The organism is Thermococcus sp., from assembly GCF_015521605.1.
Classification (GTDB): domain Archaea; phylum Methanobacteriota_B; class Thermococci; order Thermococcales; family Thermococcaceae; genus Thermococcus.
The window spans coordinates 39,139-55,124 of record NZ_WANV01000041.1 but is presented as its reverse complement, the minus strand read 5'-3'; the positions used below and the strand labels follow the sequence as shown (position 1 = coordinate 55,124).

Below are 15,986 nucleotides of genomic sequence, written 5' to 3'. Positions count from 1 at the left end.
AAAACCTATTAACCACCCGGCCAACTAACTTCGGTGTTGCCAATGGCCGAGAGAAAGATAGAAAGGACACTCGTCATACTAAAGCCCGATGCCGTTGTCCGCGGACTGATGGGCGAAATAATCTCCCGCTTTGAGAAGAGGGGGCTTAAAATCGTCGGGATGAAGATGATATGGATCACCCGCGAGCTGGCCGAGAAGCACTACGAGGAGCACCGCGGAAAGCCATTCTTCGAGCCACTTATAGACTACATCACCAAGGCTCCGAGCGTCGTCATGGTTGTTGAAGGGCGCTACGCCATAAGCGTCGTTAGGAAGATGGCGGGGGCGACAGACCCGAAGGACGCCGAGCCTGGGAGCATACGCGGCGACTACGGCCTCGACATCGGGGACTCGATATACAACATAATCCACGCCTCAGACAGCCCGGAGAGCGCCGAGAGGGAGATAAACCTCTACTTCAAGCCCGAGGAGCTCTTCGAGTACTGCAAGGCAGCCGACTGGTTCTACCACACCCACGCAGAGGGAAAGAAGGAGTACCTCGACAGCATGAACTGCCTTGAGCGTTAGACCTTTTTCATTCTCTTATCCACGTTTGCGAGCGTCATAAATTCATCCTTCCCTTTGCGCCTCTTCGCAAGTTCCGTAACCTTCTTCAGGGTTCTCTGGAGTGTTTCCTTGCCGAGCTCCTCCGCCACGAACCTGTCCGTAGCCGTACGTACCTGAATTATGTACGCCAAGTCAACACCCCACGAGAGAAGCGTCAGAAAGGCCGCACCCGCCAGCTTGAGAGTCCAATCACCGATGTCCGCGACTACCATCCCGGATATGAGGAACACGAGGAGGCCGAGGATTAGCTGCCTCACGGCTATTCCTCTGCTCTCGACGTAGGCGGCCTCAAGCACCATCACCTTCGTCTCATCAGGTTCAAACTCCAGGAGCCTCTCGCCGATGAAGAGCCGTCTTCCCGTCAGCAAGGCCGTGAAGCAGTCCTTTATGCCGTACACCTCCTCCACATCAACGCCATACTTCTTCAGGAAGCCCTTGATCCAGCCAAGATCGAGCCTTTCGGCGTTTGTCATGTTCCTTATGTACCCCTCACGGTTTTTGAGGAGCCAGACGCCTATTACAAGGTAAAGAAGGGCGTAGACACCGAGGAGCCTGGGATACAGACCCACAGAGACGAGCGAAACGAAGAGGGACATCTTCCTTACGTTGTTTTCCCATGAGGCGGCCCGGTGAAGGGTCAGGCCGGCGTTCCTAACGAGCAGGTAGGCGATTAGGTAGTTGAGGTACACGGCGAACAGCAGAGCCAGGCCGATTTCTCTTCCGGAAGCGGTCTCCCCTGCAATCATCTCTCCGTGGAGGGGATTGAGGGTGGCAAAGTAGAACATCCAGACGATGGTCAGCGTAAGGGATGTAAACATGCCGTAAACCGAGGCCCTGTACCTGTCACTCCTCCAGACCATCAGGGATACCCCGAATCCAATGACCGCTGAAATAACCGTGACCGCAAACTCGGCCAGCATTTCACACACCTCTACGGGATTACCACCTTGACTTTTAATCCTTCCGCCGGCGAACCTTTAAAAGGCCGCGCCGGATTTAACCCCAGAGGTGAGGGATATGAAGAAGATCAGGCAGCCGATCATAGCTGTTCTCGGTCATGTTGACCATGGAAAGACGACCCTGCTTGACAGGATCAGGCGCACAAACGTCGCCGGAAAGGAAGCTGGCGGAATAACCCAGCACATAGGCGCGACGGAGGTGCCGATAGAGACTGTTAAGCAGCTCGCGGGCCCGCTCATCAAGCTCTGGAAGGGTGAAATAAAGCTTCCGGGACTGCTCTTCATAGATACTCCCGGTCACGAGGCCTTCACGAGTTTGCGCGCCCGCGGCGGCAGTTTGGCCGATCTGGCCGTTCTCATCGTGGACATCAACGAGGGCTTCCAGCCGCAGACGATAGAGAGCATCGAGATACTCAGGAGGAACAGGACGCCCTTCATAGTTGCAGCGAACAAGATAGACAGGATAAAGGGCTGGAAGGTCGAGGAGGACGAGCCGTTCCTCATCAACATCAAGAAGCAGGATCAGAGGGCACAGCAGGGGCTAGAAACCAAGCTCTGGGAGCTGATAGGCAAGTTCTACGAGATGGGCTTCCAGGCGAACCGCTTTGACCGCGTCCAGGACTTCACGCGCGAGCTGGCAATAGTCCCCATCTCGGCCAAGTACGGAATAGGCGTCCCCGAGCTGCTCGTCCTCATCGCGGGTCTTTCCCAGAAATACCTTGAGGAGAAGCTCAAGATAGAGGTGGAGGGTCCGGCACGCGGCACCATCCTTGAAGTCCGCGAGGAGCTGGGGCTTGGGACAACCATAGACGTCATCGTCTACGACGGAACGCTGAGGAAGGATGATACGATAGTCGTCGGTGGAAAGGACAAGGCCATAGTTACCAAAATCCGCGCCCTGCTCAAGCCCAAGCCCCTCGACGAGATTAGGGACCCGCGCTTCCGCTTCGACCAGGTAGACGAGGTCGTGGCAGCGGCAGGTATAAAGATAGCCGCCCCCGGCCTTGAGGAGGCTTTAGCAGGCTCACCGGTCATAGCCGCCCGTTCCGAGGAGGAGATAGAAAAGGCAAAGCAGGAAATCCTGAACCAGATACAGAGCGTCGTTATAAGCACCGGAAAGGTCGGCGTCATAGTCAAGGCCGATACCCTCGGAAGCCTCGAAGCCCTGAGCAAGGAACTCCAGGAGAAGAACGTTCCCATAAGAAAGGCCGACGTCGGGAACATCAGCAAAACAGACGTGATGGAAGCCTTAAGTGTCAGGGAGGAGGAACCGAAGTACGGCGTTGTCCTGGGCTTCAACGTCAAGGTGAACGAGGACGCGGAGGAGGTCGCCAAGGCCAAGGGTGTACCGATATTCACCGGCAACATTATCTACAAGCTCATCGAGGACTACGAGGCATGGATAAAGGCGGAGGAGGAGAAAAAGAAGCGTGAGCTGCTCAGCAAGGTAACCTTCCCGGGCGTCATCAGGCTCTATCCCGACGAGCGCTACGTCTTCAGGCGCAGTCATCCTGCCATAGTCGGCATCGAGGTCGTTGAGGGCAGGATAAGGCCCGGCGTGACCCTCATAAAGCAGAACGGCCAGAAGGTCGGCGTCATCAAGTCCATCAAGAACCGCAACGACTTCGTCCAGGAGGCCAAGAAGGGCGATGCAGTTGCGGTGGCCATCGAAGGGGCAATCGTCGGTAGGCACATCCATCCCGGCGAGACGCTCTACGTTGACCTCAGCAAGAACGACGTGATAATCCTCGCCAAGCAGCTCAAGAACGAGCTGGATGAAACAGACATAAAGGCCCTCAAGATGACGGCAAAGGTAAAAATGCAGAAAGACCCGTTCTGGAAGGCGGTTTGAGTTTTTCTGTTTATAGCCCTCCTACACCCCCTTCAACCTTTCTAAAAGTTCCTCGGCCTCTTCGAACTTTCCCCTTTCCATGAGGGTGATGACGGTGAAGTACAGCCCGAGGAGTTCGAGGTTTTCCACAGGATTCTGGAGGAGGGCTTCAATCCTTGCCTCAAGCTCTTTCTTTGCCTCACCAACAGCTTCTCTGGAATAGCGGGCGTATTTTAAACCCCTCAGAATTCCGAGGAGCTCGCGAGCTTCAACATTTACGCTCGAACTTCCCCGCTTCTCTAATTTTTGCTTTATTTCCTTTCCACCGATCTCCGCCAGGAACTGCCTGAATTCCTCAAGCTCCGGCTCGATGTCGATGCCTGCGTTCCGTAGAACGACGAAGGGATCGTCTGTATTGTAGTGTAGAGCGCGTCCAAGCACTTCTAGGTTTTCTTCTGTTACTTCTGGAAGCAATTTGTCTATTATCTTGAACGTTTTTTCGAAAGCAACCTCCATTACTTTTTCGGTTTTTTTGGGGTCTACAGTCAGACCTTTTTTCGCCGCTTGATACGCAAGCGCACCTGCAAGCCGTTTATAATTTTGCTTTATGTACGTATAATCACGTCTGTTTGTGTACAGTGCATTTAATAATTCTTCCACTGCCTTTGCAGACATCTTGTTGTGGACACCAGTGTGATATGCCATAGCAATTGCGAGGAACGCATGGAGTAGAGGATAATGCACGGCAATTATTTTTTCTTCTGGTAATGCTTCGTACACGTATTTTTTTGTACTCCGCCTCTTGTATTACGCCCGGCTTACCTGTGCGCCGATCGTGGTCAAGGATCCTCGCTATTTTTGCAAGATCCTGATCAGGTGTTGCACGGTTGAGCAGATAGTATAGACCTTTTCCGTGTTCTTGAACCACGACGGATACTTTCTCCCTTAAACCGTTTGGTACTGTTGACTCCTTTCTTTTCTCTTCCGTTTTCTTCCCTCCAAATATGAACATCCCGGCAAGAGGCAAGAGGGCCAACGCCACCACCCTCTAAACTTCTCCTTTGAGAGAGATAAGCCTTTCGAAGTCAGCCAAATCCCAAACCAAAAAGCCTTCTCCCCTAAGCTCCTCTTTGTCCTCAACACTCTTCGCCACAAGCCCGTATCCATTTCTCCACTCCTCCAATCCAACTAATTCAGCTTTCCTCTCCAAATCTTTCAAAATCCCCCGCGCTTCTCTCTTGCTAAGGTCTTTCCACTTGACTTCCACGAAAAGAGCCTTCTTCTCCCGCTCGTTCAAAGCCACCAAGTCAATCTCCTCGTTCTTGTGCCACCATCTTCCTATTTTAGTGAACCTGAAAGGTAACATGTTGGTTTTGTTTAGCGCTATTAAAAACTGCCTCGCTATTTTCTCGAAGACAAACCCAAGGTAGCGATTGAAATTTCTCTCGAAGTTTTCCAAGGGGTCATCGAGAAGACCAAGCTCTATCTCCTCCTTGAAGGGGTGAACGAAGGTGTAGTAGAATGCAAAGTAGTTGTCGGCTATGGAGTAACGGGCATTTCTCCTCCGAATCTTTTCTTTCCCTTTGAGTGTCACTGGAACTTCCTTCCTCAGGATGCCCAGCTCGATGAGGGTTGAGATGTAGCGGGGGAGCTTCGAGCCTTCGATACCGGTGGCGTTACGTATCTCCCCAAAAGAGCGGTTTCCGTAACCAACAGCCTCAAGGATTGTGTTGTAGGTGCTCAAATCTCTCAGTTCGTAGCGGAGCAGAAACTCTGCCTCGCTGTAGAGGAAGCCCCTCCCAAAGAACTCCTGCCTAATGTTCTCTTCGGGGCTAAGGGCGGGGTCAAAGCGCAGTAGATACTCCGGAATGCCGTCTAGAACCGCGTAGGTCTTTACAAGCTCCTCAACACTGTAATTCGGAAAGAACTCACCGACGTGCCAGAATTTGAGGGGTTCAACCTTGAGCGAGAGAGTTCTCCTTCCGTAGATTGGACTGCCGTAGCCTGTCAGTTCCTCCATCATCGAGACACTGGAACCGCACAGGACTATCGGATTTCTCTGGCTGAAATCCAGATACTCCTGGAGAACACCGAGAACCCTTGGATGATTCCTGACGAGCACCTGGAACTCATCGAAAATTAGAACAACCCGATGAGGGAGGGCCTCAAGGAATTCCTCGAAAGAGTTCACGGGCTTTCTAACGAACTCTTCCTTTCCAGTCAGGCGGAAGAGCTTCAGGGAAAGGGTTTTAAGTGTCTCATTCACCTCTTCTTCCTTGCAAAGATGGTATAGATGAGGAACATCCTTAACGGCCTCTACGAGAAGTCGGGTCTTTCCAACCCTTCTCCTTCCATAAACTATCACAAGCGCGTTTTTCTTAAAGGCGGCTCTCAGTCTCGAAAGCTCCTCCTTCCTGTCCACGAACTTTTGCATGATCATGGTAATATACTCTCGATAATGTTACTTAAACCTTTTGTTCCATTTTCTTTTTTGGAACTTTTGTTCACTCGTGAGCGGGATATCCGTGTTTCTGTTTACCTTTTCCTCCAAGCCTCGCTCTTTAGGGTGGGGAAGAGGTCATTCTCAGCTCAAACTTCTCAATTCTCCGAAGTCCTCTAAATCCCACACCAGCCAGCCCTCTTCTCTAAGCTCATCCTTACCTCCAATCTTCTTCGCAATCATCCCATGGTCCTCCTCCCAGCCCTCAAGTCCGACAAGCTCACTCTTTCTCTCCAAATCCTTCAAAATCCCCCGCGCTTCCCTCTCGCTTAGCTCTTTCCACTTGACTTCCACGAAAAGAGCCTTCTTCTCCCGCTCGTTCAAAGCCACCAGATCAATTTCATCTCCTCTGTGCCACCAGCGGCCAAGCTTGGTGAAGCGAAAGCCGGTGAGCCTTAAGAAGACCTCGTGATTCCCGATGAGCTTCTCGAAGACGGAACCCATGTAGGTGTTAAAGTCGTCCTTGGAGCGTTCCCAGACCTCCTCGGCGAGGCCTGCCTCAAGGTATCCCTTGTTCGGCAGCACGTATCGGAACCAGAAGGCGAAGTAGTTATCACTTATCGAGTACAGCCCCCTCTTTCTCGCTTCTTTGATGGTTGCAGTAACTGGGACTCCCCTCTCCACTATTCTGAGCCTCTGGAGAACTGACAGGTACTTCGACACGAGGCTCTTATCCAGCCCTGTGGAGCTCACAATCTCCCCGAATTTGCTCCGTCCGCTGGCTATCGCCTGCAGTATGGCGAAGTAGTTGGCCGGTTCGCGGAGCTCCTCCCTAAGCAGAAACTCCGCCTCCTCGTAGAGGAAGGCGCCCTTCGAGAGTACGTTCTCAACCACGTTCTCATCGAAGCCCTTTTTAGGGTCGAACTGGAGCAGATATGCCGGGATCCCGCCAACGATCCCCCAGGTCTTTACGAGGTTCTCGATTGTGTAATCCGGCAGGAACTCCCCAATGTGGAAGAACGGTATTTTGGTCAACTGCCATTGCCCTGTTCTCCTTCCGTAAAGTGGACTCTTGTAGGCCAGAACCTCGCTCTCCATTGCCGAGACGCTTGAACCGCAGAGGATAAGCATTATCTTCGTCCGGGACAGCTTCAAATCCCACGCCTTCTGGAGGAGTGAAAGGACTGGACGGTGATGTTCAACCAACAGGGGAAACTCATCGATTATCAGGACCACCCTCTTGCCCTCAATTCTTTCGGCAAACGCCATGAGGAGCTCATCTATCTCCTCAAAGGCCACCTTACCGAAGAGCTCATCCTCCAGGAATCCCGCCAAAAGTCTTTGAAGCTCCCTCAGGTTGTCTCGGTAGGGCCTCTCCGTTGCTAGGAAGTAGACGTGAGGCTTATCCCTGGCGAAGTGCAGCAGCAGTTCGGTCTTGCCTATTCTCCTCCTGCCGTAGATCACGAGGAACTCTGCCCTCCCGCTCTTGTATGCCCTCTCAAGGAACTCAAGTTCACGTTTCCTGTCTATGAACCTTTGTCTACTCATGAGTATAATACTTGCGTTTCAACTATTTAAAAGTTGCGGAGGCGATGCCAACTGGACCCTCACTCTTTCCTCACGAGCTCAACCACCGCCTCAACGTGTGGCGTGTGGGGGAACATATCGATGAGGACAGCGTTTTCAACGCGGTAGGCATTCTTTAGATGCCTCTCGTAGTCGAACTTGAAGGCCCTGGGATTGCAGGAGACGTAAATGACCCTCTCAACCCCGCTTTTTACGAGAAGTTCTGCAACTTCCCTAAGCCCCTTCCTCGGGGGGTCAACGATTACGGTGTCGTAGTCTCCAATCGCCGTCTCCTCGGCCCTCCCGATCTTAAAAACCGCGTTGACGCCGTTGATTAGGGCGTTTTTGTTTGCCATTTCAACGGCGAAGGGGTTCAGCTCAACTCCCTCGACCTTAAAGCCCCTCTTCGCGAGCCAGACACCGAAGGTGCTGACTCCGGAGTAGAGGTCGAGAACCCTCTCGCCGTCGGTGAAGTCTTCAACTGCCCTCAGGAGGAGCGTCAGGGCATGGCTGTTGGTCTGGAAGAAGCTGTTGGGGTGAATGAGGTATGTGACGTTTCCAACCCTTTCACGTATGTAGGGTTCTCCCGCAGCAAGCCCCGCCTCGCCGCGCGGGTCGTCCCTCTCATCCCGCTTCAGGCTCCAGTAGAGGGAATCCGCGAGGGAGAAATAGTTCTTGAACGCCTCAAGCATCTCTCCGGAAGGCTTCACGTGGGCTATGAGGTTCACCATGACCTCGCCAGTGAACTTGCCCTCTCTCACCTGTAGGTAGTGAACGTCCCCGGTTTTCCTCCTCAGGTTCCATGGCCTCAGACCGGTTTCTTTTAGAAAGTTCCGAAGGGCGCGCAGGTATTCCGGCGTTTTCTTCGAGAAGACCGGGCATTCCCGGAGGTCAACCACCCCAAGGGGGTTGCCATACTCCTTGAGGCCGATTCCCTCGCTGGTCACGATGAAGTTGCTGACGTTTCTAAACCCCCAGACTTTGGGAGAGCCTTTAACCGGGGCGCTTATCCCGGTTGTCCGCTCGAAAATCTCCGCCTTCAGTCTCAGCCCTTCCCGGTACTTCAGCCCCTGCCAGAGGCAGCCGCCGCATGTCCCAAAGTGGGGACATCTCGCCCCCTGCCTCAGAGGGGACTCCCCGATCAGCTCAAAATCGGTAGCTATTCTCCTTCCGAAGCGGCGTTTGGTTCCTTTGACCACGACCATGTCGCCGGGATAGGCGAACGGCACGTAGATTAGCCTGCCGTCCTTTTCCAGTGTGCCCAGACCGTCGTCGCTTATCCCTTCGATCTTCCCCTGTATCATGGGGGCACATTTGGGTTTTATTATTTAAGAACGTTCTTCCCAGGGGTGCCGACGTCAGAATTTCCTGTGATAAAACTCGGCGAGCCTTCTGATACCTTCCAGTATATCTTCCTCGCTCGGCCTTGAGAAGTTCAGGCGTAGCGCGTTTCTCCCGCTCTCATCGGTGTAGAATGGTTTTCCTGGCACCGTCACGACCCCGGTTTCCTCCATAAGCTCCGATGCAAAGGCCATTCCATCGGCCTCCTCTGGAAGGAAGAGCATCACAAACATTCCCGCTATCGGCCGCGTGAACTCCGCCTCCGGAAGGCCCTCTTCGAGGGCTTTGAGCATTGAGTCCCTTTTTCTCCTGTACCCGGGCAGTGCCTTTTTGAGGTGGTATTCCTCAAAGTAGCCGCGCCTGATGTACTCCAGGGCTATGTACTGGGAAATCGTCGGGGCGCAGAAGTCTATCGGGGACTTCCCCATGAGCACCTTCTTCCCTATGGCACCCCCGGCTATGAGCCAGCCGACCCTGAAGCCCGTCCCCATAACCTTGCTGAACGTTCCCACCACGATGACCCTTTGTCCGTCATCGAGGGCCCTGATTGGCCGGGTCTCCCCCTCGTAGCGCATGAAGTTGTAGGCCGAGTCCTCCACTATGAGGAGGTCGTGCTCCTCGGCTACCTCCAGCAGGGCCTTCCTCCGCTCCATGCTCATGGTGATTCCCATTGGGTTCTGTCCCGTCGGGATGGTATAGATGAACTTGACCTTCTCTCCTCTGCTTTCAAGCTCCCTCAGCTTCTCTTCGAGGAGATCTACCCTCATGCCCTCCCCGTCCATCGGGATTCCCACAACCCTGGCCCCAAGCTGCTCGAAGGCCAGGAGGCTGTTGATGTAGCTCGGGTTCTCGGTTATGACTATGTCGCCGGGGTCTATGAGAACCCTACCCAGGAGGTCTATCGCCCCGGTTCCACCTACCGTGATGATAATCTCTGACGGATCCACAGTGTAGCCCTCGTATTTTTTGAGAAACCTTGAGAGCTCTTCCCTAAGTTCGGGGATGCCGTTTGAGGGGGTGTACATGACAGACTGTGGAACTTCCTCAAGGATTTCCCTGGCGAGCTCGCCGAGAACCTCCCTGGGTATGAGATTGGGGTCGGGGTCGCCCGCCGAAAGGCTTATGAGCCTTTTTCCCCGGGCCTTGAGCTCCGCGGCCTTTTTCATGACCTCCGCCAGTGCGGACCCCCTGATCCAGTTGGCCCTTCCGGCCAGAAACTTTATTTGCTCCATATTCCTCACCCCAACACGGACGGTAGCATTTAGATATCTGTCGAAATGGTATATAAGGGTATTCGGGTGGTGAGGAATGAAGCCGAAGGTTTTCATCACGCGTGCCATTCCGGAGAACGGCATCGAGATGCTGAGGGAGCACTTTGAGGTCGAGGTCTGGGAGGGCGAGGGCGAGATTCCCCGGGAAGTTCTGCTTGAGAAGGTCCGCGACGTGGACGCCCTGGTCTCGATGCTCAGCGAGAAGATCAACGGTGAGCTGTTCGATGCGGCGCCGAGGCTCAGGATAGTGGCCAACTACGCCGTCGGCTACGACAACGTAGACGTTGAGGAGGCGACCAGGAGGGGAATCTACATCACGAACACCCCCGACGTCCTCACGAACGCCACCGCGGACTTCGCCTGGACACTTCTCTTAGCGGCCGCCAGAAGGCTCGTTGAGGCAGATAGCTTCGTCCGCTCCGGCGAGTGGAAGAGGAAAGGCGTTGCCTGGCACCCGCTCATGCTCCTCGGCCGCGACGTCTACGGCAGGACGATAGGGGTGATTGGCTTCGGAAGGATAGGGCAGGCGATAGCGAGAAGGGCCAGGGGTTTCGGCATGAGGATACTCTACAACGCGAGGAGCAGAAAGCCAGAGGCCGAGAAAGAGCTCGGCGCCGAGTTCAGGCCGCTGGACGAACTCCTGCGCGAGAGCGACTTCGTTGTTCTCGCCGTCCCGCTCACGAAGGAGACTTATCACATGATAAACGAGGAGCGCCTTAAGCTCATGAAGCCCACCGCGATACTCGTCAACATAGCGCGCGGAAAGGTCGTCGACACGGAGGCGCTCGTTAAGGCACTCAGGGAGGGATGGATCGCCGGTGCGGGTCTGGACGTCTTCGAGGAGGAGCCCTACTACCACGAGGAGCTCTTCCGCCTGAAAAACGTTGTTCTGGCTCCTCATATAGGAAGCGCCACTCACGGCGCCAGAGAAGGGATGGCGGAGCTTGTAGCCAGAAACCTCATAGTCTTCAAGAACGGCGAGGTTCCGCCGACGCTCGTGAACAGGGAAGTGGTGAAGGTGAGAAAGCCGGGCTTTTAGTGAGGCTCTGGGGCGATGATGACGACACCCTCGTCTGATCCGTGATGAGCTGGACCCGTGGCTGAGCCAGAAGCCTAAGTGCCCTTTATCCTCTCTCTGAACCTCTTCGCGTCCCTGCACATGGCCGAGTTGTTGAAGAAGACGAAGCTTTCAGAGATGTTCCAGCCGAGGACCCTCTCCCTTATCTTTTCCAGCTCCTCGTCGCTGTAGGCGTGGCTGTAGACTATCCTCCCGTTCTCGTATCGCCCGTGGAGGCGGTAGTAGTTAGCCTCCCCCTCATGAAGCGGAACCCTCACGAGCGGGTCGGTGACGTCTATGACGTCGAACTCTCTGACAAAGCGCTTGACTCCCTTCTCGCTCCAGCCCCTCAGTTCGACCGCTATCTCAAACTCGCCCCTCTCGATCATCTCAAAGAACTTCTCCGCGTTGGCAAAGCTCTCCTCACCCTCCTTAAAGCTTCTCGGAAGCTGAATGAGTATGAACCTCGCGCCCAGAATCTCGGCTTCCCTCAGCGTGAGCCTCCAGAAGTGGAGCACCTCGCTGTTAGGCCGCAGAAAACCGGCATCCTTTGGCGGTTTCACGTTGCTCCTCCGCCAGGTAGGGCTGTTCGGCGGGTGTGTTACCCCCTGGAAGGCTTTGATGGAAAAGACGAACCCTTCAGGGGCTTCTTCCCTCCACCTTTCGAGGGTCTTTTCCTGGAGAACCCGGTAGAACGTCCCCTGTATCTCTATCGCGTCGAAGTCGCGGTAGTACTTGGAGTGGCTCTCGCAGAAGCCGCACGTCCCCACCCGTATCATAGTCCCACCGTTGGCTGTTACGGCAAAAGCCTAAATACCTTTGCGGCTACTCTCACACATGCACCCCGAGAGAATCCTCCTCGTCACCGGCAGGCTCGCCGAACCGCTCGTGAGAAAATATGGTAAAGGTTGCGACGTCTTCGTCGCCCCCGTGAGCGTCGCGGCTTTCCTCACGCCCGAGCTTATCGCCCGCTACCTCAAAAAGGCGGGAATCCGGAGCGAGGACCATGATCTCATTCTAATCCCGGGCCTCGTCCGCGGTTCCGCTCAAATCATAGAGGACGAGCTTGGAATTCCGGCATTCAAGGGACCGAGGAACGCGATGGACCTGCCCCAGACCCTTAAGGCTCTTCGTGAGGGCTTCAAGCTGAGCAAGGAACTTCCTGCCGACGACCTCTTCTCGATCGATGCGCTCAAGAAGGTTGAGGACATAAGGAACAAAACGCGGAACAGAACCTACATCGAGAAGGCGCTCAAAAAGCCGTGGAACGTGCTCATTGGTAACCTCCCAGCCGGCAGGGACTTCCCGGCGAGGATTCTGGGGGAAGTAGTCGATGCCCCCAAGCTCGGCGTTGAAAGGACAGTCGAGAAGGCCCTCTACTACCTCCGCGAGGGGGCGGATATAATCGACGTTGGCATGGTCGCCGGGGAGACTAACCCCGACTTCATCGAGGAAATCCCGGAAATCAGGGAGAGGCTGAAGGAGAACGGCTTCGACGTCCCGGTAAGCTTTGACTCACTGAACACGGCCGAAATCGAGAAAGCTTTGGATTACGCGGACCTCTTCCTGAGCGTTGACGAAGGCAACCTTGAGGAACTCGTGACGGAAAAGCCCGTTGTTCTAATCCCAACGAACCAGAAGAAGGGCTTATTTCCTACGAAACCAGGTGAACGTGTAAATTTCCTGGATAGGCTGAAGGAGAAAGCCTTTGATTTGGGCTACAAAACGATTATCCCCGATTTAATCCTTGAGCACGTGCCTCACCTGGCGCGTTCCATAACTGCTTTCCAGCTCTACCGCGAGAGGAACCCCGATGACGTCCTTCTGGCGGGCGTTGGGAACGTCGTTGAGCTCTACGATGCCGACAGCGCTGGAATGAACGCCCTCCTGGCTGGAATCGCGAAGGAGCTCTCGATAAACCTTCTCCTAACCACCGAAGTGAGCATTAAGGCGAGGGGCTCGGTGAGGGAACTGAGGCGGGCAGTAGATATGAACCTCTTCGAGATGCCCAAAGACCTTGGCTTTGACCTCCTGATCCTCAAGGAGAAGAGGGCAAGCGAGTGGCGGTTCGAGCCGGCTGAGAAAGTCGTCGAGGCCGAGGAAAAGCAGGTCGAGCTTGAACCGGTTTACTTCCGCATCTGGGTTGAAGACGGGAAAATCTGGGTGAACGCCCACCGCGGGACTGAGGCAGTCCTTACGATAACCGGGGATGAGCCGAACGCGATAATCGACACCATCCTGGAGCACTTCGATATAAGCCCAAGACATGCTTTCTACCTCGGCCGGGAGCTTGAGAGGGCTAAGACTGCGTTGAAGTTGAGGAGGAGCTACGTCCAGGAGGTCGAGCTTTTTCCGGAGTTCTACACAGGCGATTGAGTCTCGGGTTCATTTCTGAGTGCTCCCCCCTCCCCCAGCAACCACCTGGCCAGCGGCACGAGCCTGATTTCGCCCTTCATCCCGTAGAGCTCGACTCTCTCGGTACCTTCTTCATCGAGGGTAATCACCGTGAGGTTCCTGCACTTGAGCTCCTTTGAAGCGTTGAGGAGTGCCAGAAACTCCCTTTTTCTCGTTTTTTCGTCGCTTAAGTCAATGCTGACCTGGATGAGCTCCCGCACTCTTTCGCCCTCGAGTACGACGAAGTCCACTTCGTGGCCCGAGGGACTCTTCCAGTAGTAAAATTCAAGCCTCGGGTTGGAGCTTTTCATCCTCATGAGCTCGAGGAAGACGGTGTTTTCGACATCCCTCCCAACGTCCTTTGAGCCAAAGAGCGAGAGCCCCGTGTCTATGAGGTAGAGCTTTCTTGGTGCAACTACCCTCGCTTTGGGCGAGCGTTCGTACTTCCTGAGGAGGAACAGGAAAAAAGCCTCCTCCAGGTAAGTCAGGTAGTTGGCTATCGTCCTCTTCGTCACTTTGAGCCTCCCCTTGAGAAGGCGGTAGAGCGAATCGACAGAGACGTATTTCGAGTAGCTCCGGAGGGAGAGATAAAGGAGCTCGTTGAGGAGGTAAACGTTCCTGATGCGGTGTCTCTCAAGGACGTCTCGCTTTATCATGACGTTAAGATATTCCTTCAGTATCAGCTCCCTGGCTTCTTTGGGCGCCAGTGCCACCTCCGGATAGGCACCGTACTCAAGGTACTCCCCGAGAAGGTGCTTTATCCGTACGTAGTTGTGGTAAAAAGCCCTCCCCCTGTATTCAACGCCCCGGAAAAGAAGGAACTCCCTGAACGAGAGCGGGAAGAGGATGTAGGTGAGCGCCCTTCCGCGGAGGTGAGTGGCAACTTCCGCCGATAGGAGCTTTGAGGAGGAGCCAGTTAAGTAAACCTCGTGTCCGGTGTCGAGGAGATACCGTACAAGCCTTTCCCAATCCGGGACGGCTTGAACTTCGTCGAGCATCACCACGGGCTTCTGGATCTCTGGGTATAACTCTCTGTAGGCGTCGAGAACAGCGAGGAACTCCCTCGCCGTCATCGGATGGAAAACTGGATTCTCGAAGTCAACGTAGAGGTATTTCTGGGGCTCGTCGTTTAGGATGGAAAAGAGGTAGTGGGTTTTCCCGGCCCTCCTCGGCCCGATGATGGCCGTAGCCTTCCCCCTGACGTTTGTTACTCTGAGCTCCCTGGGCAGTACTCCCGAAAAGTCCCTCTCGTGGAACTCAACGATGTACCTTTTGACCAGTGTTTCGTCCATCATGTAGGAAATTAAGGGTACCACTTTTTTAGGTTTTTGGTACCTTAAGGGTTCCACTTTCAGGAGTTTTTATTTTAAAGCTCCCTCAGCTTCTCGACCTTCTCCCAGCGGCTGGCCTTCACGAGTTCGAGGGCGTAAGTGTAGAGGCCGAGCTTTAGAAGGTTTTCCCGCGTTGGCTCTTTCTCTGAAAGCTCGCTTATCCTCTCGGAGAACTTTTGGAGGGCTTTTTTCTTGGCTTTTTCGGAGTAGTCGGCGAACTCCAAAGCCTGGAGGATGGAGAGGACTTCGACCTTGGCATCTTCAGGTAAACCTCTCGTTCTTGGCTTCTCCTCTTGTTTTTGGTCTTGTTTGAACTTGGTTGGTTGTATCTTTTCTGCTTCGACGATTTTTTCTGGTAGTAGCTTCTTCAAATACTCTGCGAGCTGGTGCATTTCCTCGATCTGTTCTATCTTCCCGTTTAATGGCTCAAGTACGTATTTGCCACCTTTGTAGTGGAGCGTCTTTGCCTGCATCTCGCCAATCTTCTCCGCAGCCCTTGCTGCCGTTTTGAGGTATTGTATGTAATCTCCGAAGTCCACACCTGCCTTTGACAGCCCACCAAACTCCCACAGTGCCTGCGCTATTTCATCTAGTTTTTCTTTAATTAGGCGGTCATACGGCATCGTGTGGTACGCCGCGAGCCACGTGTTCTGGACGTGATCGTCGCCGATTCTGTTTACTCTACTTTCTACCGGATCCACAAACTCATTACTCTCTCTCTACTATCCTCGGGAGTATTGCCCTTTCTATGGTTTTTTTACTTGATATTTGTCTCTGTGCCTTACCTTTGCAGCGATCGGGAGCGTGGCGAGCTGGAGAAACGTAAGCGTTTTTAGGGCGTTTTCCGTTGGTCCGCCGTGGATGTATAGGTATGTAGCATCCTTGACGAGGGGGTGGGAGATGTCTGTCTCTCTTGGGTCGACAGTTGTTATTTTTTTATTTCTCTAATCTTTTCTATTTCATCTCTCGTTAATTCTATACCCATCTTCCTGAGGAACTCCCTCAGCAAGTTTCCTCCATTTTCAGTAATCGTTCCAGTTTCAGGAAAGAGTCTGATCTCGTGGACCTTTGCACGGATCTTGCGCTTCCCGAAGTACTTCCCCTTGACGGGCAGTTCGACCTCACGAACCTCCGTTGAGTGATACCCGACCATGGTAGATCCCTCGCAGGTACATTATCTCTTTGTTTAA

At 53.9% G+C, this 15,986-nt stretch carries 15 protein-coding genes; 4 read left to right on the top strand and 11 right to left on the bottom strand.

Going from position 1 to position 15,986, the window contains the following annotated elements:
* Positions 1 to 42 precede the first annotated feature (42 nt).
* On the top strand, positions 43 to 567 hold the full coding sequence (gene ndk, locus F7C11_RS10915; RefSeq protein WP_297093520.1) for a nucleoside-diphosphate kinase: 525 nt from the start codon (positions 43 to 45) through the stop codon (positions 565 to 567).
* On the opposite strand, the gene F7C11_RS10910 is transcribed toward ndk, so the two are convergent.
* Positions 564 to 1,535 carry a hypothetical protein gene (locus F7C11_RS10910; RefSeq protein ID WP_297093344.1) on the bottom strand — a complete coding sequence of 324 codons (972 nt, stop codon included), beginning with the start codon at positions 1,533 to 1,535 and terminating at the stop codon, positions 564 to 566. The two genes, ndk and F7C11_RS10910, sit on opposite strands and share 4 nt — an antisense overlap.
* 88 nt (positions 1,536 to 1,623) lie before the next feature.
* Between F7C11_RS10910 and infB the strand changes: the two genes are divergently transcribed.
* Positions 1,624 to 3,417, top strand: a complete 1,794-nt coding sequence (gene infB, locus F7C11_RS10905) for a translation initiation factor IF-2 (protein WP_297093342.1) — start codon at positions 1,624 to 1,626, stop codon at positions 3,415 to 3,417.
* A 21-nt stretch (positions 3,418 to 3,438) separates the two neighbouring features.
* Here infB and F7C11_RS10900 read toward each other — a convergent pair whose 3' ends face one another.
* The 6 genes from F7C11_RS10900 to F7C11_RS10875 form a co-directional block, all read right to left on the bottom strand.
* Positions 3,439 to 4,071 (bottom strand): hypothetical protein, encoded by a 633-nt coding sequence (locus tag F7C11_RS10900; protein WP_297093340.1) that lies wholly within the window; start codon positions 4,069 to 4,071, stop codon positions 3,439 to 3,441.
* Positions 4,016 to 4,441: a hypothetical protein gene (locus tag F7C11_RS10895; RefSeq protein ID WP_297093338.1), complete on the bottom strand. Its 426-nt coding sequence runs from the start codon at positions 4,439 to 4,441 to the stop codon at positions 4,016 to 4,018. The genes F7C11_RS10900 and F7C11_RS10895 overlap by 56 nt, the downstream gene beginning before the upstream one ends.
* Before the next feature lie 3 nt (positions 4,442 to 4,444).
* Positions 4,445 to 5,836, bottom strand: a complete 1,392-nt coding sequence (locus tag F7C11_RS10890) for an ATP-binding protein (protein ID WP_297093336.1) — start codon at positions 5,834 to 5,836, stop codon at positions 4,445 to 4,447.
* A 144-nt stretch (positions 5,837 to 5,980) separates the two neighbouring features.
* Positions 5,981 to 7,384 carry an ATP-binding protein gene (locus F7C11_RS10885; protein ID WP_297093334.1) on the bottom strand — a complete coding sequence of 468 codons (1,404 nt, stop codon included), beginning with the start codon at positions 7,382 to 7,384 and terminating at the stop codon, positions 5,981 to 5,983.
* A gap of 59 nt (positions 7,385 to 7,443) precedes the next feature.
* Positions 7,444 to 8,706 carry a 23S rRNA (uracil(1939)-C(5))-methyltransferase RlmD gene (rlmD, locus tag F7C11_RS10880; protein WP_297093332.1) on the bottom strand — a complete coding sequence of 421 codons (1,263 nt, stop codon included), beginning with the start codon at positions 8,704 to 8,706 and terminating at the stop codon, positions 7,444 to 7,446.
* Positions 8,707 to 8,760: 54 nt separating this feature from the next.
* Positions 8,761 to 9,975 carry a PLP-dependent aminotransferase family protein gene (locus tag F7C11_RS10875; protein WP_297093330.1) on the bottom strand — a complete coding sequence of 405 codons (1,215 nt, stop codon included), beginning with the start codon at positions 9,973 to 9,975 and terminating at the stop codon, positions 8,761 to 8,763.
* A 76-nt stretch (positions 9,976 to 10,051) separates the two neighbouring features.
* Here F7C11_RS10875 and gyaR point away from each other — a divergent pair, with 76 nt between their 5' ends.
* On the top strand, positions 10,052 to 11,053 hold the full coding sequence (gyaR, locus tag F7C11_RS10870) for a glyoxylate reductase (RefSeq protein ID WP_297093328.1): 1,002 nt from the start codon (positions 10,052 to 10,054) through the stop codon (positions 11,051 to 11,053).
* Between the two features lie 74 nt (positions 11,054 to 11,127).
* On the opposite strand, the gene F7C11_RS10865 is transcribed toward gyaR, so the two are convergent.
* On the bottom strand, positions 11,128 to 11,850 hold the full coding sequence (locus F7C11_RS10865) for a DUF72 domain-containing protein (protein ID WP_297093326.1): 723 nt from the start codon (positions 11,848 to 11,850) through the stop codon (positions 11,128 to 11,130).
* 58 nt (positions 11,851 to 11,908) lie between these two features.
* On the opposite strand from F7C11_RS10865, the gene F7C11_RS10860 reads away from it, so the two are divergent.
* Complete coding sequence (locus F7C11_RS10860) at positions 11,909 to 13,447, top strand: dihydropteroate synthase-like protein (protein WP_297093324.1); 1,539 nt, start codon at positions 11,909 to 11,911, stop codon at positions 13,445 to 13,447.
* Here the strand turns inward: F7C11_RS10860 and F7C11_RS10855 are convergent.
* The 3 genes from F7C11_RS10855 to F7C11_RS10845 form a co-directional block, all read right to left on the bottom strand.
* Positions 13,432 to 14,760, bottom strand: coding sequence for an ATP-binding protein (locus F7C11_RS10855; protein ID WP_297093322.1), 1,329 nt, complete (start codon positions 14,758 to 14,760; stop codon positions 13,432 to 13,434). The genes F7C11_RS10860 and F7C11_RS10855 overlap by 16 nt on opposite strands.
* A 71-nt stretch (positions 14,761 to 14,831) precedes the next feature.
* Complete coding sequence (locus F7C11_RS10850) at positions 14,832 to 15,497, bottom strand: hypothetical protein (RefSeq protein ID WP_297093320.1); 666 nt, start codon at positions 15,495 to 15,497, stop codon at positions 14,832 to 14,834.
* Positions 15,498 to 15,724: 227 nt separating this feature from the next.
* Entirely contained in the window at positions 15,725 to 15,949 is a 225-nt protein-coding gene (locus tag F7C11_RS10845) for a hypothetical protein (RefSeq protein ID WP_297093319.1), read from the bottom strand.
* Positions 15,950 to 15,986 lie beyond the last annotated feature (37 nt).